Raw genomic sequence first — 20,602 nt, 5'->3', positions numbered from 1 at the left:
CCTTGAAGGTTTGGATTCCACAACCATTTTAAAACTTATAAAACCTTCAAAGTTTTAGAGAAGTGTTAAATAAACTCCTTATAATTCTCCGCCCAAATTGCCAATTGCAACAAATTCCAATGTTTTTTGTCTTTGTTGAGATGCTTTTGGGTGGTTTTGAAATCGATGACATCAAAAACTTTGTTGGAAGAGTTTTTTAGTAAATCATCAGATAAATTCATCAAACTTTCTTCTTCAAACCAGGTTTCTACAGAAGAACCAAAACCTTGTTTATCGCGATTCCTGATGGTTTCTGTCCAGTAATTCTGCATGGTTTCTCGCAAGATTATTTTATCATTGTTGGAATCTAATTTTAAATTGTCTGGAAGTTGAATGCAGAATTCTGCAAAATCTTTATCTAGAAAAGGAGTTCTCACTTCCAGAGAATTTGCCATTGCCATTCTGTCGGATTTCATGAGCATATTTCCTGGAACATATTTCTCCAGATCTACGCGCATCATGTCGTTCACAGAATTTGGATTGATGTTGAAACTGTATTCCTGCTGAAAATTTGCTTTAATTCCTAAAGCATTTCTTTCTTCTTTGGTAAAATAATTTCGAACTTTATTTTGATGAAAATCCAGAATGTTTTTATAGATCGCATTTTGTTTTGTAACAAAAGATGTTTCCCGAAATTTTCCAAATTGTTTCAAACCAAATTGCAGCAATACATTATTGTAGGAAAAATGATTTCGCATTTCCTGTTCTACTGTATAAAAATGATAACCGCCAAAAAGTTCATCACCAACATCTCCAGAAAGGACCACTTTTAGATGTCTTGCAGCGGCTTGACAAATTTTAAATTGTGGCGTATAACTCATGTCTGCAAAAGGTTCGTCGAAAAAAGGTGATATTTTTTTCAAATCTGTGGCAATATCTCCACGGTTTTCGTGAATTTCAATGTGATTGGTTTTGTATTTATTCGCAATTTCTTCGGCGAATTTTAGCTCGCTATTTTCGCCAGAATAGCCAAAACTGATGGTGGTTTGTTTTTCTTTAAATTCGTTCACCATCGCAACAATTGTAGAAGAATCTAAACCGCCACTCAAAAAACTTCCGACTTCTACATCGGCAATTAATTGTTTTTCTACCGCATTTTTCAGCAAATGAGAAAATTCTTCTTTGGCTTCAGAAAGATTGATTTTCAAATCGTTTTTTGGAATGCTGTAATATCTTTTTTGTTGAATTTCACCTTTAGCATACACCAAAAAATGAGCAGGAGGAAGTGTGAAAATATTGGAATAAATGCTTTGTTGCGCATTCACATAACCATATTGTAAAAAATGGGAAATCGCTTCTTGATTTACGATTGGTTTTATCAATCCAGAAGCCAAAATTGCTTTAATTTCTGAAGCAAAAATAAACTCTCCATTTTTTCCATGAGCGTAATAGAAAGGTTTTTCGCCGAAGCGGTCTCTTGCGCAGAAAAGTTCTTGTTTTTCTTCATTCCAAATGGCAAAAGCAAACATTCCCGGAAGTTCATCCAACAAAGCATTACCTTTTTGTTCATACATGGCCAAAATTACTTCTGTATCCGATGTTCCGCGATAATGATAATTGGAATATTTTTTTTTGAGATCCAGATAACCGTAAATTTCCCCGTTCAGTACGATACATTCGTTTTTGGTTTGAGAAAACATCGGTTGTTTGCCGGTTTCAGAAAGATCGACGATGGATAATCTCCGATGTCCCAAAGCTGCATTTTCATAAAATTCCTGATGCGCCGAATCCGGACCACGATGCGCAATGGCATCGGTCATTTTCTGTAATTCTGCTCTGTAATTTGAAGCATTTGGGGTGATAATTCCTGCTATTCCGCACATAGTTTCGGTAATGAAAAGATTTGATTAATTTTCACAAAGTTAAGGTTTAGTTAATATTAATGATTCTTTTATTTAGTTTTCCATTGAAGGAATAAAATTGTATAATTTTTTTATAACCTAATTTTTTTGCCTCACTAACGAGTTGATGGTGATTGTTGATTCCTGAATAATTCTTTTTATAAGAGTCAAAAGAGTATTGATTAGAATAAAGGTTTTCTTTACTTATAGAAAGTAAAGCGGGAAGATTACTCATTCCGCTGATAATAAATGGAGTGGTAATTTTATATTTTTGACTTTCATAAAACCATTTTTCCTCGGGAAGAATTGAAATTACGGTATGAGGAATGTATTTTTCTTCTATCAAATCTTTTACTAATTCTCGCATCAAAGGATTTTGTATTTTGGAATCGTTTTTTTCTTTGAAAGAATTGTATTTAATCATTGCTGGTTGCGGAAACATTAGAAAAGATGTAAAAATGATGAAATATACCACGATTATTGATCTTTTGGGATTTATTTCTGCTGTGAAATTTTGTACAATCAGCAATAGTAAAATAATAAAATTCAGAAAGAAAAAAGTACTTGCAAAATATAAAGAATCTCCTTTGTTTGCGCCAAAAAATAGCCCTAAACCGAAACTCAAAATAATACTAAGGAGAATAATTTCCTCAAGAATTATTTTTTTGTTTTTGAAATTATTTATTATTACGGAGAAAGAGTTCTCCTTATTCAAAAAGAAATAGAAGATGTAAAATATAGAAACGATGTAAGAAATATAACTTATTGCTTGTGAAGTGAAATTTTGTATTCTTGTTAAAAAATTTACGGGATTTTCGGGATTTCTGATGGCAAGAAAATACAAATAGCAAATTAGCCCAAAAATAATTGAAAGTAAAATTAAAATTGCATAATGTAATTTGCGTTGCGAATAACGGAAATACAAATATGTTGCTAACATGAAGGTGATGACCCCAACAGATACTTTGGTAAAAAGTATTAGTACGAGTAGAGCAAATGCAGCAATTGTAAAGAAAGGTTGATCAACTAATTTTTGTTGGTATCTAATCACCATTATCCAAAAAATAAATTGATAAATGTGAGATAACATAAGACTTTCGCTGCTTAAATAAGATGAAAAGCCACCTACTCCTAGAAAAACAAAGACATAAATGATCAATCCAGGAAAGAAGATTAAAATTTTTGATGGAGTTATTGAAAAAAAACTTAGGGTTTCTGAAAATAAAATATACAAATGTTTTATAAACAAAGGAAGAATTATTATGGGATATCCCCAATTGTAAAATTCTATTGATTTAATTCCTATTAATGCCGATAAACCAGCGTATAAATAATGGGAAAACCAATGATAGCTAAAGGTGCTATTTCCATGAATTTGCGTAGAAACAGAGTTTTCAAATAGGATAGAATTTGAAATTGCTGCATGAAACAAAGTGTCTGGAACCGATTTTCCATTAATAATAAGTTCTGCAAAGACAGGAGAAAGTATTTGAGAGAATGAACTATAGATGAGTAAGATGAAAAATAATAGGGTTAGAAAACCAAATGCAATAAAGTTCCAAGTAATGTTTCTAAATTTTCTTAAATTTAATACGACACTTGCACTTGCTAAAAATAGTACGATCACGTAATTAAGGTTTTGAACATGTATTGTAAAAATCCCCAATAAAGGCAAAAGTAAAGTTAAACCAAGAAAAACAAAAAGTGATTTTTTTCCGAAAGCTTCTGGTAGCAAGAGAAAAATAGAACAAGTGCCGAAAATACATAATGCATCTTGCAAAGACATTATTGCTACAGCATTTCTAGTCATATAATGCAACAATGCAATAATTATTATAGAACAACATAGAAAGCCAATGCTTAATGAAAATGTTTTGTTACTATTCATTATTCATTTATTGTTAATGAGATTTTATCAATTATTTCAAATTGTTCGTCTGCGGTTAGTTCGTAAAAAAGAGGAAGTCTTAATAAACAATCTTCAAAATGATCAGAGTTAGGAAGAATTCTACCGTCGTGTTTTTCATTATAAAAATCACTTTTATGCAACGATAAATAATGAAATACCGCTAAAATTCCGTTTTCTTTTAATTTTTTGATTATTGTTGTGCGGTCATCTATATTTTTAAAAACCAAATAAAACATGTGTGCATTATTGGTTGCGTAATTTGGAATTATAGGCAGCGAAAAATTTGGATTATCTTTTAACCCCTCATAATACTTGTTCCAAATCTCCAATCTTTTTTGCTGAATATTTTCTAAATTTTCTAATTGTGCCCAAAGAAAAGCAGAAATAATTTCGCTCGGAAGAAAAGAAGAACCTGTATCTACCCAACCATATTTATTAATTTCGCCTCGGAAAAATTGCGAACGGTTTGTTCCTTTTTCCCAAATTATTTCAGCTCGGTGTATATATTTATCATCATTAATAGTCAGCATTCCTCCTTCGCCAGAAATAATATTTTTGGTTTCATGAAAAGAAAATGCACCCAAGTGGCCGATACTTCCCAAGGCTTTTTTGGTGCCGTCTTTAAAGGTGTAATAACTATCAACTGCTTGTGCAGCATCTTCAATGACGATCAAGTTGTGTTGCGCTGCAATTTCTAAAATTCTCTCCATTTCGCACGCAATTCCAGCGTAATGTACAATTACGATTGCCTTGGTTTTGGGGGTGATTAATGATTCGATTTTATCTGCATCAATATTAGGATTATCTTCGTAAGAATCTGCAAAAACAATGGTCGCATTTTGCCTAACAAAAGGTAAAGCCGAGGATACAAAAGTGTAACTTGGAACAATAACTTCGTCTCCTTCATTAATATTTGCCAAGATTGCACACATTTCGAGCGCATCCGTACAAGAAGTCGTTAATAAAGCTTTTTTAAAACCATAATTATCTTCGAAAAATTTTTGACATTTTTGGGTAAAAATACCATTCCCAGAAATCTTGCCAGTTGCCACAGCTTCTTCGATATATTGAGTTTCTTTACCCGTAAGATAGGGTTTGTTAAATGGGATCATTTTCTCCAAAAGTGTTTTATAATTAATTCCTTATTCAGTACGTAACCTTGTTTTTCATAAAATTTACAAGCTTGAACGTTTTGTTTTTGCGTAGGAATTTCCAATTTTGTTAAGCTCCTATCAAAACAATAATTTTCTGCAAATTTCAGGAGTTTTTTACCAATTCCTTGTCCTTGAAATTTGGGATGAGTGGCGATTAGTCCTATTTTTCCTACTTGACCGTCTTTCTGTAGGGTGATAAAACCGATTGCTTGATTTTCTTTTTCTACAAAAAATATTTTTATCGCAAATTTTTTGTTTAAACTATTGATTATCCATTCGTCATAGAGTTTTTTAAACAGTGCTTCGCCAAAATTAGGATCTAGCAAAAACCTGCTATTTTGGCCACTTTCATAGGCGAGTTCCTTGAAAAAATCGATATTTTTAGCGCAATGATCCGTGTCTTGAATACCGCTTTCATCAATATCATTAAGCCGCTTTAGTGTTTTTTCAAAAACAATCTTGGTTTCGGTATAAGACCACTCATAGCCAGCCAGTTTTACATCGTCGTCGCTTGGTTGCTTTACTATGATTAAATCAAAGATTTTATCTGCCACTGCTTTTTCATTTTTAAGCAGGTTGATTTCGCCAATTTTTTTATTGAAAAATGCAGAATCCCAAACCAATTCTTTAACCTCCATATGATTCATCAATAATAAAAACTGGTCTATTTTTAGTTTGGTTAAATGTTTTCCCCAAATAAATACCCACAATACCGATGCAACTGATGATGATACCAGATAGAAACCAGATGGATAAGATAATAGAACTGAACCCGGAGATTAAAATTTGCCCTTGAAAATAGCTAATTGTGAAATAGGCTGCCACAAAAATTGATAGCATAGAAATCATTGCTCCAAAACCCACAAATATTTTTAGGGGCTTATCGGAAAAAGAGATGATGACATTAAAAGCCAATGATATGAGCGAAGATAAGCTGTAAGAAGATTTCCCATCTTCTCTATGACGATGTTCCACCGAAACGCTTGTGGTGGCATAACCTACCCAATTTACAAACAGAGGGAAGAATTTGATGTGATCTTCTATTTTTAAAACCGAGGTGATTACTTTATTCTTATAAATCCCAAAATTCGCAATCTCATTATTAATTTCAATACCAGCAAGATAATTGAAAATCCTGTAAAAAATTTTGGATGTTAATCTTTTAAAATACGAATCCAATCTCATTTCTCTTCTAGCCAAAACCGCATCATATCCTTCAAGTGCTTTTCGATAAAGTTTTTCAATCTCTTTCGGTTGATCTTGCATATCACAATCCATTACCACGATCCAATCTCCCGCAGCTTTAGAAAGTCCCGCCATAATTGTCGCGTGTTGCCCAAAGTTTCTGCTTAATCGATAAGTTTTTAAATTTCGATTTGTTGAAGTAAGAGATTTCATTACCTCCCAAGAATCATCTGGACTGCGATCATCAACCAAGATAATTTCATAGTCTTCGCTAATTGTTGCCATGACCGCATCTATTTCTGCAACCAAAGTGGGTAAGATTTTTTCGGCTCTGTACACCGGACTTACGATACTGATCATTTGTGTTTTTAGTTTTTACAAAGATATTAAAACCTATAGAATATCAAATATTTAAAAAAGGATGTGCTTCTTTGAAAATTTTGTTTTTTAAACTGACTAATTCTTCTGAATTTTTCTGAAGTCTATGCAGAATTTTTCGCAATCTCTTCACTTCTTCAAAATTCCTCAACAAGAAATTTTTCAAAATACTTTGCTTCAACGCAGATTTTTCCTGGTTAAAAGAATTGGGTAAATTGGGGTTTAACATTTTGGTTTCAATTCCCAAATCTGAATATTTTTCGTAATCTACTTTTTTTAAATTTTGTTTTCCATCATGTACAACCCTGCTTTTTGCACAAAGCAAGATTTTTTTTCCGTGAAAATGAAGCCGATTCACATATTCATTATCTTCGCCATAATGGAAAAAATAGGGATTAAAACCACCCACTTTTTCTACGGTTTCTTTTGGTAAAAACCAATGCGCTGCATTGATAAAAGAGATTTCATAAAAAGATTTCACCTGATTCAAATACAAATCTGAAATCATTCTGGTTTTAAAGTTTTGGGCAATATATTTATCTAAAAATAGATCTAATTTTTCTTCACTTCCATCCAAATGCATCGGGCTCAAAATTCCGATTTCCTCCTTTTTGGGATGATTTTCAAAAACATCGAGCAAATTTTGAATGGAATCGTCGAAAATCCAGGCATCTTGATTCATTAAATAAAAAAAATCTGCGCCCTTTTTATACGCCATTTCAATTCCCAAATTATTGCCTTTCCCGAAACCTAAATTTTCAGGAGATTGTAAGAATTCTACTTCGGGGAAATTGTTTTTAATAAAATCTTGTGTTCCATCATTTGAACCATTATCTACCACAATTGTTTGCACAGGAACAGATGATTTCCTTAAACTTGAAAAGCATTTTTCTGCCCATTTCATGGCATTGAAGGTAACGATGATGAGGTAGATTTTTGGCATTTTTAGAAATGAAGGATTTTATAATAGTATTTATTTTTCAAGTGAACTGCAATTCGCTTTAGAAAAGTAAAGTCTTTCAAAAATAAGGAATATTTATGTTTAATTTCTCTGCGGTAATCTTCTGCGATTTTTGGGCTTAAACTGAATGCAGTTGTATATTTTTTCAGCCGCAAGTAATGTTCAGAACGCAGCTGAATTTTCGCCAACTCACTTTTTTGTGATTTTTCATTTTCGCTAAATCCGATGGATTGTTGCTCGTGTTGCCGATACGCTCCTAGAGTTTTTGAAATTAATCCAAACTGTTGAGCTCGTAATCCTTTAATAACTAATTCGTAATCGTGAATGATGATGGAATCTACTTTTTGTAAAGGCAAATAGTCTTGCAAAGTTTTCTTCTTGATTGCCAAGGTCATTCCGGGGAAAATATTTCCTTTGAGTACTATTTCCTTTAATAATTCTTGGTTTGAAAGTTTTGTTTCCGCAGAGAATTTTCTCAATTCCCAGAAAGTTTTTTTGCCATCATAAGTTCCGAAGAGATCCAAATCATGGGCAACAATTCCGATGGACGGATTTTCTTTGAAATAATCAATTACAGAATTCACTTTAGCAGGATACCAAACATCATCTTGATCGCAAAGAAAAATAATTTCGCCGCTACAAAGTGCAAGTGCTTTTTCGAAATTAGCAACATATCCCAGATTTTGCTCATTATTGAAAATTTTGAAAATTTCCGGAAAACGAGTTTTGTAATTCTTTAAAATAGAAAAAGTTTCGTCTGTAGAACGATCATCGCAAATCACAATTTCATCTACGTTATGTTCCTGTGATAAAATACTATCCAGTTGCGCTGCGAGATATTTTTCTCCATTATACGTGCAAAGTGCGACGGAAGTTTTCATTATAAAAATTTAGTTGAATAATTTTTTAATAGAGAGATAGTATTTTAAGACTTTGGTGTTTTGAAGTTGACGGATATAATTTTTCTGGTTAAGATTTTCTAAAGATTTTTTCTTTATTAATTGGTAAACATATCGGTCGTGTAGTTCTTCGCCATAAGTGGATTTAATGATGGGAAGAAGTTTAATTTTCTCATCAATCAATTTCGTCAGGTCTGAAGAGGCGCTTATTTGATGGTCTTCTTTTCTGTAGGAAACCAAGGGTTCATCAATAAATTTGCAAACCGGTTTTTGTGCAGTGATATGCAGCCACATCAACCAATCTTCAAAGCAGAGTAACGTGCTGTCGAACCGAAAATCTTTTAATAATTCTTTGGAGATTAATGCTGCGTGAATCGGGATGGTAAATTTAGTTTCCCATTCGAAAAAAAGGGTTTCAAAATCCAGAAATTCTTTTTTTAATTTATTGTATCCGTCGTAGTATTTATTATCCGTCAAAATATTAAATTCCCCTAGAATAATTTGTACATTTTCAGATCGTGCAATTTTCTTTTCGAAATTCTGTAGATCCATGGTGTCATCTGCATCCAAAAATTGAATAAAATCACCTTCTACTTTTGCTAAACCGAGATTTCTGGCATTAGAAACACCTTTATTTTCTGTAAAAATATATTGAAATCTGGGATCTTTTTCCACCCATTTTTTGCAAATTTCTTCGGTATTGTCGGTACTTCCGTCATTAATTAATATACATTCCCAATCGGTGAAAGTTTGTTGCGCGACAGATTCCAAGCATTCTACTAAAAATGCTGATTGATTGTAACAAGGAATGATGATGGAAACTTTCGGCATTATTTTGTGTACAAATAAAAATAGGTTTTGGGTAAATTTAGGAGTTTTTTATAATCCTTCAAATACCAATACAGCTTTATTAGATTGATTTTTAGATCGGAAGATTGATGTTGAAAAGCGTATTTTATCTGTTCCTGAATTTTTGATGATAAATAATCTTTGGGGATTTCGCGGTAATATTTATTAATTAAATATTCATTTGCGAGATGCAAAGCTTTTTTCTTTTCTTCTTCGTTATCGGTTTTTCCGGAAATATTTTCTTTGCTAATCCTAACTTTCACTTCAGCGTTTTTGATGAAATAAATGTCTTTTCCGTCGCTGATTTCAAGAACTGCAAAATCGTCCGATGACCATGCCAAAGGGAAATGCCGAAATCCGTGTTTTAAATAAGAAGAAGTTCGGAAAATATGTTCTGAAAGACTTGACTGATCGCCGTTGATGAATTTTTTTTCCCAGTTTTCAAAAGGTTTCATCAGTTTGGGATAATTAGTAAACTCTCGGATTTGTGTTCCCTTTTCATCGATCCAACCTTGTGAGAATTTAATCACATTGCAATGGTATTTATTGATTTCATTGAGGTTGCTATAGAACTCTGCAACAAAGTCTTTAGAAATAACATCATCATCCCCCAATATTTGGAACCACTCTTCCTGTACATGATCCAAAATACGTTCCCATTGCAAAGCGAGGTTTTGACCTCCAAGGTTTTCTTTATAATCAAAATATTCGTATTCATTAGGTTTCAAATATTTATCCAGAATTGGCTTTGGGTCGTTCGGACTGGCATCATTCCCTATATACAGTATAAATCTTTTGTCGGTTTGCGCAACAACAGATTGTATCGTCTCCTCGAAGAAATCGATTTTATAATAGGGAATGATGATGGCGAGTTGGTTCATAAGATTACAACTATTTAAACATTATTTTTCTTTTTAAGAATTAATGTTTGATACCCTTCATCTACTAAATTCATGTCATATTGATTGGTGAATTTTTCAATTGGTTGCCCTATAGTTGGTTTTTGTGTCTTTTCTGGTGAAATTCTATTGAGGATACGATTTTTAATAGTGTACTCATTTCTTTTTTTGAAAGGAGGAATTCTAATTTCTTGTAATATGATATCCATTATTTCAAACTTGTCTTTAAAAAGTTTGTGGAAATCATAAAAATTCCACTCAATAACATGAAAAGGGTTATTAGGTTTAGTATTAGTTGTTTTAGTAATAGGTGTTGATATTATTAAGGTTCCGTTGTCTTTTAAATTTGCATATAAATTATTTACGAAATCTAAGTAATTAGGTACGTGTTCAATAGTTTCAAAACTGATAATAATATCAAAAAGTGAGTCGTATTTGAATGTAGTGCCATCTGCTACAAATCTTTTAATATTCTCATGGGGATAGCGATGATTACCATAACGTATTGCGTCCTCATTTAAATCAGCTCCAATAACTTGGTTTGCTTTCCCTTCTGTTGCAATTAAATAGGTGCCATAACCACAGCCTGAGGCTATATCCAAAACATTTTTATCTTTAGTATATTTGAGAATATATTTGTAACGATCTAAATGTTCTTGTTCATATTTTTTGAACATAAAACCATAGATCCACCTTTCTGCTTTGCCATAAACTAATAAATCTGACAAATTTTTTAATTCAAAATTTGTACAGAATAATTCCTCCACTATATCTTTTTCTTTCATAAATGCCAATTTTGTTTTACAATAAAATAACCTTGCGAATAATCTGGTTTTTCCAAGGTATAATTATCTTTAATATGTATATTTAATCCTTTGTCGTAATAATCAAAAACTTCTGATTGGTTGCCCACATAAATTTCGCAACTATATCTTCCTGCTTTTAGAGGAAAGTCGTCTATTTCACAAAAAATTGTATTGATTCCTCTCGTTAGGTTAAATGATTTTTTAAAATGATCTGAAAATGGTGTGAAAATACGAGTTCCCATATCGTCATTAAATCCAACTCCGATGTTAACGTTGTTAACATCTTTATCTGCATTAATTACGAATTCTAAAATTCCTTTTCTATTAGTCTGTAGATTGCTTTTTATATCATTAGCATCATAAGATTTAAAATCTAATAGGTAAATGCTTTTGTTATTATTAGGAATTATTGATTCGCTTTCTGTATTATGTGCATATAATGAAATGATTTCGGAGATTTCATCGCTTTTTTTCAAAAGTCCATTTTCAAGAAATATACCTTTTGAACATAATTTAGCAATGCTTGGGAGGTTATGACTCACAAACAAAATAGTTCTTCCTTCGCCTTTGGTAACATCGCCCATTTTCCCTAAACATTTTTTCTGGAATTCGGCATCGCCAACTGCCAAAACTTCATCAACAATTAAGATTTCGGACTCCAGATGTGCAGCTACGGCAAAGGCCAGACGAACATACATGCCCGAGGAGTACCGTTTTACCGGTGTGTCAATATATCTTTCGACGCCGGAAAAGTCAACAATTTCATCAAATTTTCGGGTGATTTCTTTCCGGGTCATTCCAAGGATAGCGCCGTTCAGATAGATGTTTTCGCGGCCCGTCATTTCCGGATGAAAACCGGTTCCCACTTCCAGAAGTGAGGCAATACGGCCGTTGGTGTAAATTTTTCCGGTTGTGGGTTTGGTTACTTTACTTAATAATTTTAATAATGTTGATTTTCCTGCGCCATTTCTGCCGATAATTCCTACGGCATCGCCTTGTTCAATTTCAAAATTGATGTCCCGCAAGGACCAAACATATTCGCTTTCGCCTTTCGAAGCACGATCATTGGCTTCGCCTATCTTTAAATAAGGATCTTCTTTGCCCCGAATCTGATGCCAAAATCGGTTCAAATCATGCGATAGTGTGCCAGTTCCTACTTGTCCGAGACGGTATTGTTTTGATATGTTTTCTGCCTTTAATGCGAGCATGTTGTCTTATTTAATAAATTTTTTAAACGATTTGTGAGTTGTTTTTCATCACCATTTTCACTGGACTCTTTTACTTTTCGCTGGACTCTTCTAAACCGTATCCATAAACCCTTTTTCAACTTTGTTGAAGACCACGGTTCCTATGGCTAATAATATGAAAATGATAACACTGCTGGTTAATAGCATGGCGGCAGAGAAGTCTCCTACGCCCAACCAGGCGTATTTAAAACATTCGAATATGCCGGATAGCGGATTGTAATAAGCAATGGCTTTCAATCTTTCTGGTAAGGAAGAAAGTGGGTAAATCACCGGAGTAACATACATAAATAAACTCACGCCGAATCCTAAAAGCATTTGTATATCACGGTACTTGGTGGTTAGGGAAGAGAAAATCATACCCATGCCCAACGCAAAAGCAGCCATTAAAACAACCAAAAATGGCGTGGCTAAAATCCAAATATTAGGTTGTACCTCGCCTTTAAAGTAATAATATAAAAATGCCACGATGAACAAACCCATTTGAACTCCAAAACGCATCAGATTTGAAATCACAATGGTTAAAGGCATTACCAAACGCGGGAAATAAACTTTACCAAAAATATTCGCGTTGCTCGCAAAAACATTTGAAGTTCCTGTAAGACAACCTGAAAAGTAATTCCACAAGGTAACACCGGCAAGATAAAAGAGAATTTTTGGTGCACCATCGGTTGATAAGTTGGCGATATTTCCGAAGACAACGAGATAAACAATCGTAGTGAAAATAGGGTTAATGAAAAACCAAATCGGACCGAGAATCGTTTGCTTAAACCCGGAAATAAAATCCCGCTTTACAAACATATAAACCAAATCTTTATACCGCCAAACTTCTTTTAGTTTCAGGTCAAAAAGGGAATGATTAGACTCGATCGTTTCTGTCCATTGTTGCTGAGGTTCGGTCATTTGTGTAAATAATGTTTTCGCAAAATTAAGGTAAATTAATCAAATCTTGAAAATTCAGTTCGGCTCAAAATAAGCGAGGTTAAGAAAATCGGAATATACAAACGTACTTCATACAGAATTCCTGTATAAAAACACATCAAAATATAAGGAAAAGACAACACATGGAAAATCAAAATAAGACGAACCCCTTTTCTGTCTTTCGCAAGGATTAAGGTGAAAATAAAGAAAATCATCCAAAACAAAATACCCAGAAAATTTTTCGGCTGGCTGAAATTTTCTTCTAAAAGATTTCCGTCATTGGTAGAAAAACTTTCAGACCACAATCGCATACCGAGATAAACGGCAATAAATGAAACAAATAAGAAGATTATGGGTAAATACATCTTTTTCTTTAACCCAAATTTCGCATACAGTAAAGTCGCTGCCAAAGAAAGTGAAAGTGCAGAAGATTCTCTGTTGAAGGTAGAAATAATGAGAATCACTAGTAAAATTATTAAATTTAAAGCTGAATCTTTTTCTAAATATTTCAGAAGAAAAAAGAAGAAAAACAAGAGGAAAAAATAACTCGAAACATCATAAGGGACAATCACAAATTGTGAAAGGGAAATCGCAAAAATCGCTACCGAAATCATGAGGATTTTCTCAGATTGGGTGGCGATGAAGTTTTTAGTTTCGGTAATGAACACCAGTACAATAGAACTCAAAATCAAGAAAATGGTATTTAAAATAAAAAAAGATAAATACATTTTCGGTTCTGCATCGGTATTGAAAAATTTTAATTTAAAGATCTGATAATCAATATTTAAACTTGATAAAAAATCATAAATCCAAATGAGGAAATAACCACTCAAAATTCGATATTGATAAATCCCCGAATGAAACTGATTTTCAAAATCAGCATAATTAAGAACCGTTGAGGAGTACAAATTTCCGAATGAAAAATAAACAAAACTATTGACCGTAAACGCCAATAGTAGAATGAATATTATTTTCGAAAATAAATTAATTTTCAAGAGAATTCTGTTTAAAGATTAATACGTGGGAAAATTTCCCATGGTTTTCCGACCGATCGATTTATAGTAAAACCCCGTATCTTCAACTTGATCCAACGCAAACATGTTTCGACCATCGAATATGGCTTTGTTTTTCATCTTTTTTGCCAGCAAATCAAAGTTCGGATTTTTAAATTCACTCCATTCGGTGGCGATTAAAAGCGCATCTGCATCTTTCACTGCCGAGTACATGTCTTGTGAATACGTGATGGAATCTCCTAAAACGCGTCGTACATTTTCTTCGGCGATGGCATCATAAGCGATTATCTCCGCTCCTTTTTCCAATAAAAGTTTGATGTTGTCCAAAGAAGATGCTTCTCTAATATCATCGGTATTTGCTTTGAAAGCCAAGCCCCAAAGTGCAATTTTCTTCCCTTTCAAATCTCCGCCAAAATAATTTTCAATTTCCGAAACCAAAATTACTTTTTGCGCTTCGTTCACTTCTTCGGTTGCTTCTAAGATTTTAAAATCAAAACCTTCTTGTTTTCCCGATCGAATAAGCGCTTTTACATCTTTCGGAAAACAACTTCCACCATAACCGATTCCGGGAAAAAGAAAACGATGCCCGATTCGGTCGTCACTTCCCATTCCGAGGCGAACTTTATCTACGTCTGCACCTACTTTTTCGCAATAATTCGCAATTTCATTCATGAAAGTAATTTTCATGGCAAGAAAAGAATTGGCGGCATATTTGGTTAGTTCCGACGATTTTTCATCCATAAAAATAATAGGGATGCCAATATTGGTAAAGGGTTGATAAATTTGCGACATAATTTCTTTAGCGCGTTCAGATTCGCTCCCCACGATTACTCTCGCAGGATTCATAGAATCTTCCATCGCAAAACCTTCCCGCAAAAATTCTGGGTTAGAAACCACATCGAAAGGTACATTTGTTTTGGCAGAGATTGCGGCGGAAACTTTATCTGCTGTTCCTACAGGAACGGTCGATTTATTCACGATTACTTTGTAATCGGTGATGAGTTCGCCAATTTGGTTGGCAACAGAGAGTACATAAGAAAGATCTGCAGAGCCATCTTCTCCAGGCGGAGTAGGGAGTGCTAAATAAATGACCTCACTTTTTTCTAAAGCATCTTTAAGTTCAGTGGTAAAAAATAATCTTTGCGCTTGTATATTTCGCAAAAAAATTTCCTCCAAACCTGGTTCATAGATTGGCACGATTCCTTGTTTCATCGTTTCAACTTTTTTAGCGTCAATATCTACACAGTAGACTGTGTTTCCTAATTCCGCCAAAGTAGTTCCCGTAACCAAGCCGACATAGCCGGTGCCAACAATCGTTATATTCACAATCTGAGTTTTTAATTTTTGCAAATATAGGAATTAATCATTTCTCTGCTGTTTATTGCTCCTTCAATAAAATGCAATTATTTTGTCATTTTATTAAAAAGATGTATATTTGCCACGGATTTACGGAAATTATAATGAAAAGGCCTTCGGAAGAATGCCTTTTTTCGTAAGAGTATTTTAAAATAAATATGGATTTTAAAGCGCAAATAGCACAATTATTAAACGATTTTTTAGCAGAAAGGGAAGATCTTTTTTTGATTGATATGAAGTTTTCAGCAACCGATCATATTCGTGTTATTCTGGATGGTGATCACGGAGTTACCCTTCAGGATTGTTTAGATGCAAGTCGCGCTATAGAATTCAATATGGATCGCGAAGAGCATGATTTCTCTCTGGAAGTAATGAGTGCCGGCTTAAGTGAGCCTCTTAATTCACCCAGACAATATCGTAAAAATATTGGGCGGTCGTTAGAATTGGTGATGAACGATTCTTCAGAAATAGAAGGGGAGTTGGTGAGCGTGGAAGAGGATAAAATCACCTTGGTTTTGAAATACCGTAAACCGAAAGATATTGGAAAAGGAAAAGTAGACGTCGTTGAAGAACGAGAAATTCTTTATTCCGATATTAAAAAAGCACTTGTGGCAATAAAGTTCTAAAAACAAGAAAGTGATAATTTTTAGGAATTAGGCATTTTTTTATGATAAATTGAATAAATTTAAAGCGTAAAAACTTTACATTTCAAACCTTAAACAAAACATATATTAATGGACGGTTTAGCATTGATTGAAGCATTTGGCGATTTCAAAGAAGACAAAAACATCAGCAAGATTGATCTGATGGCGATTATCGAAGACTCATTGAAGACTTTGCTTAGAAAAAGATTCGATTCTGATGATCATTTTGACGTTATTGTAAATCCAGATAAAGGAGATTTTCAGATTTTTTTAAATAAAGAAATTGTCGCAGATGAAATGTCTGAAGATGATGACTTGGAAATAGAAATCTCAGAAGCAAAAAAAATAGATCCAACTTTCGAAATTGGCGATGATTTTTCAGTAGAAATTCCTATCGAAGAATTAGGAAGAAGAAGTATCTTGACCCTGAAACAAATTTTAGCAACCAAACTTCAGGAGCATAATAACGCCGTTTTATACGATCAATTTAGAGATAAAATTGGGGAAATTGTTACGGGAGAAGTGCACCATATTCGTCACAAACACGTTATTCTGTTGGATGATGAAGATAACGAGTTTATTTTGCCAAAAGAAAATCAAATTCCTTCTGATTTCTTTAAGAAAGGAGAAAGTATTCGTACGATTGTAGAAAGCGTAGATTTCAAAGGAGCAAAACCACAGATCATTGTGTCGAGAACGGCACCAAGATTTTTGGAAAAATTATTGGAAATGGAAATTCCTGAAATTCAAGATGGAACCATTATTTTGAAAAAAGTAGTGCGTATTCCAGGTGAGAAAGCAAAAATTGCTGTAGATGCTTATGATGACAGAATTGATCCTGTGGGAGCTTGTGTTGGAGTAAAAGGGTCTAGAATCCACGGAGTGGTAAGAGAATTGAAAAATGAAAACATTGACGTGATTCAATGGTCCAAAAATCCTGAAATCATGGTAAAGAGAGCCTTAGGGAATATTACCATTAATAAAATTGAAATTAACGAAGAAACGAACTACGCATTGGTTTATACGCCGGTAGAAGAAATTTCAAGAGTCATTGGTAAGCAAGGACAAAACATCAGATTGGCCTCTTGGTTAAGTGGTTATGATATTGATGTTTATAGAGAAGCGAATGAAGATGATGATGTAGAATTAAGAGAATTTGTAGGCACAGATGAAGGGGATATTGAGCAGTGGATTGTTGATGAATTGCGTAAAGTTGGTTTGAACACAGCCAAGAGCGTTTTGGATAAAGAAACCGACGCACTAGTTAATTTGACCGACTTAGAAGAAGAAACGATTGAGGAAGTAAAGAGAATCCTTAGAGAGGAGTTAGAAGACTAAGTTTTTCTAAAAACTCATTATAAAGTTAAAATAGGTTAACTTTGCCAAAAATTAAAATAAAAGTATAAAGTATACATGCCAAAAATTAGATTAAACAAAGCGGTTAAGGAATTTAATATTTCGATGACAAGGCTCGTAGAATTTCTACAAGCCAAAGGAATCGAAGTGGAAAGTAATCCGAACGCTCAATTGGAAGAATCGGCATATTCTGCATTAGAAGCTGAGTTCCGCAAAGACGGGGAACAAAGAAAAGCTTCTCATGAGGTGGTGATCGCTAAAGTTCCGGAAGAAAAACTGGAAATCGAGCCATCGCAACCTGAGGTAATAAGAGCCAGATCAAGTCAGAAACCTGAAACAAGAATTTTAGGTAAAATCGACTTAGATCCCAAAAAACCTGAAGTGAAGGAAGAGCAACCTGTTGCTCTACCCGCTGAAGAGCCAAAGGCTGTAGCTGAAGTAGCTCCAGTGGTCGAACAGACACCTGTTGCTGAAAAACAGGAATTCAAGGTTTTAGATAAAATTGATTTATCGAAAATCGAAGGCAATAAGCCAAGAGCTTCCAAAAAAGATCAAACTAAAAAACCGGAGGCTCCAGCAGAAAAAGCACCCGTGCAAAAAGCACCGGAAGCACCTGTGGTGCCTGCGCCAGTGGAAACACCTGCGGCAGTAGTAGAAACTGCGCCAGAGGCCGAAGCAACACCAGAGTCAGATAAAATAGAAACGGTTTATAAAAAATTGGAGGGTGTGAAAATCCTGAAGCAGACTGTTGATTTATCACAGTTTAATAAACCGAAACCTTCTGCAAATTCCGCAGCAGCCAAGAAGAAAAGAAAACGAATAGAGAAGCCAAACCCTACGGGTGGTGCGACTCAACAAGGCGCACAAGGCAATCGTCCGCCAGGTCAAGGCAATCGTCCGGCAGGCCAAGGCCAAGGCAATCGTCCGCCGGGTCAAGGTGGTGCAAACCGCCCTGGTGGTGGCTATCAAGGAGGTGGAAACAGAGGCCCTGCAAGAAGAGGTCCTGTAATGCCCGTTGAATTAACGGATGAACAAGTTAAAAATCAAATTAAGGAAACTTTAGAAAAACTGACCAGCAAGGCAGGGAAAAATAAAGGAGCCAAATATAGAAAAGAGAAAAGAGTTTACCGAAGAGAACAAGACGAGCGTCAAGATGAACTTGATGCAGCCGACAGAACTTTAAAAATAACCGAATTTATTACCGTTGGGGAATTAGCTTCCTTAATGAATGTGAGTCCAACTGAAGTTATTTCTGCTTGTTTCTCCTTAGGAGTAATGGTAACGATGAATCAGCGTTTAGAAGCAGATACCTTGTTGCTTGTTGCGGATGAATTTGGGTATACCATCGAATTCTCTGATGCCGATGTAGAAGAATCAGCTTTGGAAGAAGATACCGATACTGCCGAGGATTTAGTATTCAGAGCACCAATCGTAACCGTAATGGGTCATGTGGATCACGGTAAAACTTCCTTGTTGGATTATATTAGAAAAACCAATGTAATTGCCGGTGAATCTGGTGGAATTACACAGCATATCGGCGCATACAACGTGAAACTGGAAAACGGTCAGAGAATTACTTTCTTAGATACGCCAGGTCACGAGGCATTTACGGCCATGAGAGCAAGAGGGGCGCAGGTTACCGATATTGCAATTATCGTAATCGCAGCGGATGATGATGTGATGCCACAAACAAAAGAAGCAATTTCTCACGCACAAGCCGCGGGAGTTCCAATGATTATTGCGATCAATAAAGTGGATAAGCCAAACTCTAACCCAGACAATATCCGCCAGCAACTTTCTACAATGAATGTGTTGGTAGAAGAATGGGGTGGTAATGTACAAGCACAAGAGGTCTCTGCCAAATTTGGTAACAATATGGATGCTCTTTTAGAGAAAGTATTATTGCAGGCAGAATTATTAGAATTAAAAGCAAATCCAGATAAAAGCGCAAGCGGAGTCGTAATTGAAGCCTCTTTAGATAAAGGTAGAGGTTATATCTCCACAATTCTTGTACAAGCTGGAACCTTAAAAGTAGGTGATTATATACTCGCTGGTAAAAATCACGGTAAAGTAAAAGCTTTGCTTGATGAAAGAGGGAAATCGATGGAAGAAGCAGGACCATCAATGCCGGTAACCGTACTGGGCTTAGATGGTGCACCAACTGCGGGAGACCGTTTCCGAGTTTTTGCTGATGAAAGAGAAGCGAAAACCATTGCAACCAAAAGAGAGCAATTGCAACGTGAACAATCCGTGAGAACGAAGAAACACGTAACCCTAGACGAATTAGGAAGACGTATTGCCTTAGGAGACTTCAAAGAATTAAACATTATCCTTAAAGGTGACGTTGATGGTTCTGTAGAAGCATTATCAGATCAGCTTCAAAGTTTATCTACGGAGGAAATCAGTGTGAAAATTATTCATCAAGGTGTAGGTCAAATTACAGAATCTGATGTATTGTTAGCCGCCGCATCTGATGCAATTATGATTGGCTTTAATGTGAGAGCTGGTGTTAATGCAAAAGATTTAGCTGATAAAGAAGAAATCGAGATCAGAACCTATTCTGTAATCTATAAAGCGATTGACGAAGTTAAAGAAGCGATGGAAGGGATGCTTTCTCCAGAAATTAAGGAGCAGGTGATTGGTAACGTAGAAATACGGGAAACCTTCAAAATCACTAAAGTAGGAACGATTGCAGGTTGTATGGTTCTTACCGGAAAAGTAACACGTAATTCTAAAATTAGATTGCTGAGAGATGGTATTGTGAAATTCGAAGGAGAACTGGAAAGTTTAAAACGATTCAAAGACGATGTGAAAGAAGTGACCAAAGGTTATGAGTGTGGTTTGAATATCAAAGGATACAATGATATTGAAGTTGGCGACATTCTAGAGGTCTATGAAGAGATTTCTGTGAAGAAAAAATTAAAGTAATTCTCTAAAAATAAAAAAAACCTGCTGTTTCAGCAGGTTTTTTTACGTCTAGCAATTTAGAATTAATATAAATAACAATTGCAAAAGATGCATTGCTCCAAAATAAATGAAAATACCCGGTATGAAAATTATCAAAACCGCAATTGTAAAGATTGTTTCGTAGTAAAAGCACATTTAGTTACTCTAATTCTTTATCATATTCTAAAATAAATTACTCGAT

At 34.6% G+C, this 20,602-nt stretch carries 17 protein-coding genes; 3 read left to right on the top strand and 14 right to left on the bottom strand.

The features are described 5' to 3' along the window. Positions 1 to 65: 65 nt before the first annotated feature. From asnB to QWY78_RS06790, 14 genes are all read right to left on the bottom strand, one after another. Positions 66 to 1,862 carry an asparagine synthase (glutamine-hydrolyzing) gene (gene asnB / locus QWY78_RS06855; protein WP_290217861.1) on the bottom strand — a complete coding sequence of 599 codons (1,797 nt, stop codon included), beginning with the start codon at positions 1,860 to 1,862 and terminating at the stop codon, positions 66 to 68. A gap of 46 nt (positions 1,863 to 1,908) precedes the next feature. Next, the gene (locus tag QWY78_RS06850) at positions 1,909 to 3,768 is read right to left on the bottom strand and encodes a hypothetical protein (RefSeq protein ID WP_290217859.1); all 1,860 of its coding nucleotides are present in this window, start codon (positions 3,766 to 3,768) and stop codon (positions 1,909 to 1,911) included. Continuing rightward, positions 3,768 to 4,901 (bottom strand): dTDP-4-amino-4,6-dideoxygalactose transaminase, encoded by a 1,134-nt coding sequence (rffA, locus tag QWY78_RS06845; RefSeq protein WP_290217857.1) that lies wholly within the window; start codon positions 4,899 to 4,901, stop codon positions 3,768 to 3,770. Before rffA ends, QWY78_RS06850 begins: the two co-directional genes overlap by 1 nt. Beyond that, a complete protein-coding gene (locus QWY78_RS06840; RefSeq protein WP_290217855.1) occupies positions 4,898 to 5,581 on the bottom strand; it encodes a GNAT family N-acetyltransferase in 684 nt (227 codons plus the stop codon). Before QWY78_RS06840 ends, rffA begins: the two co-directional genes overlap by 4 nt. Continuing rightward, positions 5,571 to 6,488, bottom strand: coding sequence for a glycosyltransferase family 2 protein (locus QWY78_RS06835; protein WP_290217853.1), 918 nt, complete (start codon positions 6,486 to 6,488; stop codon positions 5,571 to 5,573). Before QWY78_RS06835 ends, QWY78_RS06840 begins: the two co-directional genes overlap by 11 nt. A 43-nt stretch (positions 6,489 to 6,531) precedes the next feature. Then, the gene (locus QWY78_RS06830; protein WP_290217852.1) at positions 6,532 to 7,449 is read right to left on the bottom strand and encodes a glycosyltransferase family 2 protein; all 918 of its coding nucleotides are present in this window, start codon (positions 7,447 to 7,449) and stop codon (positions 6,532 to 6,534) included. Between the two features lie 2 nt (positions 7,450 to 7,451). After that, entirely contained in the window at positions 7,452 to 8,348 is an 897-nt protein-coding gene (locus QWY78_RS06825) for a glycosyltransferase (protein ID WP_290217849.1), read from the bottom strand. A 9-nt stretch (positions 8,349 to 8,357) separates the two neighbouring features. After that, the gene (locus tag QWY78_RS06820; RefSeq protein ID WP_290217847.1) at positions 8,358 to 9,197 is read right to left on the bottom strand and encodes a glycosyltransferase family 2 protein; all 840 of its coding nucleotides are present in this window, start codon (positions 9,195 to 9,197) and stop codon (positions 8,358 to 8,360) included. After that, a complete protein-coding gene (locus QWY78_RS06815; RefSeq protein ID WP_290217845.1) occupies positions 9,197 to 10,096 on the bottom strand; it encodes a glycosyltransferase family 2 protein in 900 nt (299 codons plus the stop codon). Before QWY78_RS06815 ends, QWY78_RS06820 begins: the two co-directional genes overlap by 1 nt. A 14-nt stretch (positions 10,097 to 10,110) precedes the next feature. After that, positions 10,111 to 10,899, bottom strand: coding sequence for a class I SAM-dependent methyltransferase (locus QWY78_RS06810; protein ID WP_290217843.1), 789 nt, complete (start codon positions 10,897 to 10,899; stop codon positions 10,111 to 10,113). Further along, positions 10,896 to 12,128, bottom strand: a complete 1,233-nt coding sequence (locus QWY78_RS06805) for an ABC transporter ATP-binding protein (protein WP_290217840.1) — start codon at positions 12,126 to 12,128, stop codon at positions 10,896 to 10,898. Before QWY78_RS06805 ends, QWY78_RS06810 begins: the two co-directional genes overlap by 4 nt. Before the next feature lie 90 nt (positions 12,129 to 12,218). Further along, the gene (locus QWY78_RS06800; RefSeq protein ID WP_290217838.1) at positions 12,219 to 13,067 is read right to left on the bottom strand and encodes an ABC transporter permease; all 849 of its coding nucleotides are present in this window, start codon (positions 13,065 to 13,067) and stop codon (positions 12,219 to 12,221) included. A 35-nt stretch (positions 13,068 to 13,102) separates the two neighbouring features. Further along, positions 13,103 to 14,080 (bottom strand): hypothetical protein, encoded by a 978-nt coding sequence (locus QWY78_RS06795; protein WP_290217837.1) that lies wholly within the window; start codon positions 14,078 to 14,080, stop codon positions 13,103 to 13,105. 18 nt (positions 14,081 to 14,098) lie between these two features. Then, positions 14,099 to 15,424 (bottom strand): UDP-glucose dehydrogenase family protein, encoded by a 1,326-nt coding sequence (locus QWY78_RS06790; RefSeq protein ID WP_290217835.1) that lies wholly within the window; start codon positions 15,422 to 15,424, stop codon positions 14,099 to 14,101. A gap of 188 nt (positions 15,425 to 15,612) precedes the next feature. Here QWY78_RS06790 and rimP point away from each other — a divergent pair, with 188 nt between their 5' ends. The 3 genes from rimP (at position 15,613) to infB (ending at position 20,382) form a co-directional block, all read left to right on the top strand. Further along, positions 15,613 to 16,080: a ribosome assembly cofactor RimP gene (rimP, locus tag QWY78_RS06785; protein WP_290217833.1), complete on the top strand. Its 468-nt coding sequence runs from the start codon at positions 15,613 to 15,615 to the stop codon at positions 16,078 to 16,080. 108 nt (positions 16,081 to 16,188) lie between these two features. Further along, on the top strand, positions 16,189 to 17,436 hold the full coding sequence (gene nusA, locus QWY78_RS06780; RefSeq protein WP_290217831.1) for a transcription termination factor NusA: 1,248 nt from the start codon (positions 16,189 to 16,191) through the stop codon (positions 17,434 to 17,436). Positions 17,437 to 17,511: 75 nt separating this feature from the next. Then, positions 17,512 to 20,382: a translation initiation factor IF-2 gene (gene infB, locus QWY78_RS06775; RefSeq protein ID WP_290217829.1), complete on the top strand. Its 2,871-nt coding sequence runs from the start codon at positions 17,512 to 17,514 to the stop codon at positions 20,380 to 20,382. Positions 20,383 to 20,602: the final 220 nt, after the last annotated feature.

Origin of the sequence: Kaistella yonginensis, assembly GCF_030409525.1 — a bacterium.
Classification (GTDB): Bacteria; Bacteroidota; Bacteroidia; order Flavobacteriales; family Weeksellaceae; genus Kaistella; species Kaistella yonginensis.
The sequence above is the reverse complement of the archived record's forward strand: the minus strand, read 5'-3'. Positions and strand labels throughout refer to the sequence as shown.

What these genes read in the sequence shown, in the direction of transcription:
- asnB (WP_290217861.1), bottom strand. Translation starts at nt 1,862, where the DNA reads ATGTGCGGAATAGCAGGAATTATCACCCCAAATGCTTCAAATTACAGA.
- QWY78_RS06850 (WP_290217859.1), bottom strand. Translation starts at nt 3,768, where the DNA reads ATGAATAGTAACAAAACATTTTCATTAAGCATTGGCTTTCTATGTTGT.
- rffA (WP_290217857.1), bottom strand. Translation starts at nt 4,901, where the DNA reads ATGATCCCATTTAACAAACCCTATCTTACGGGTAAAGAAACTCAATAT.
- QWY78_RS06840 (WP_290217855.1), bottom strand. Translation starts at nt 5,581, where the DNA reads ATGGAGGTTAAAGAATTGGTTTGGGATTCTGCATTTTTCAATAAAAAA.
- QWY78_RS06835 (WP_290217853.1), bottom strand. Translation starts at nt 6,488, where the DNA reads ATGATCAGTATCGTAAGTCCGGTGTACAGAGCCGAAAAAATCTTACCC.
- QWY78_RS06830 (WP_290217852.1), bottom strand. Translation starts at nt 7,449, where the DNA reads ATGCCAAAAATCTACCTCATCATCGTTACCTTCAATGCCATGAAATGG.
- QWY78_RS06825 (WP_290217849.1), bottom strand. Translation starts at nt 8,348, where the DNA reads ATGAAAACTTCCGTCGCACTTTGCACGTATAATGGAGAAAAATATCTC.
- QWY78_RS06820 (WP_290217847.1), bottom strand. Translation starts at nt 9,197, where the DNA reads ATGCCGAAAGTTTCCATCATCATTCCTTGTTACAATCAATCAGCATTT.
- QWY78_RS06815 (WP_290217845.1), bottom strand. Translation starts at nt 10,096, where the DNA reads ATGAACCAACTCGCCATCATCATTCCCTATTATAAAATCGATTTCTTC.
- QWY78_RS06810 (WP_290217843.1), bottom strand. Translation starts at nt 10,899, where the DNA reads ATGAAAGAAAAAGATATAGTGGAGGAATTATTCTGTACAAATTTTGAA.
- QWY78_RS06805 (WP_290217840.1), bottom strand. Translation starts at nt 12,128, where the DNA reads ATGCTCGCATTAAAGGCAGAAAACATATCAAAACAATACCGTCTCGGA.
- QWY78_RS06800 (WP_290217838.1), bottom strand. Translation starts at nt 13,067, where the DNA reads ATGACCGAACCTCAGCAACAATGGACAGAAACGATCGAGTCTAATCAT.
- rimP (WP_290217833.1), top strand. Translation starts at nt 15,613, where the DNA reads ATGGATTTTAAAGCGCAAATAGCACAATTATTAAACGATTTTTTAGCA.
- nusA (WP_290217831.1), top strand. Translation starts at nt 16,189, where the DNA reads ATGGACGGTTTAGCATTGATTGAAGCATTTGGCGATTTCAAAGAAGAC.
- infB (WP_290217829.1), top strand. Translation starts at nt 17,512, where the DNA reads ATGCCAAAAATTAGATTAAACAAAGCGGTTAAGGAATTTAATATTTCG.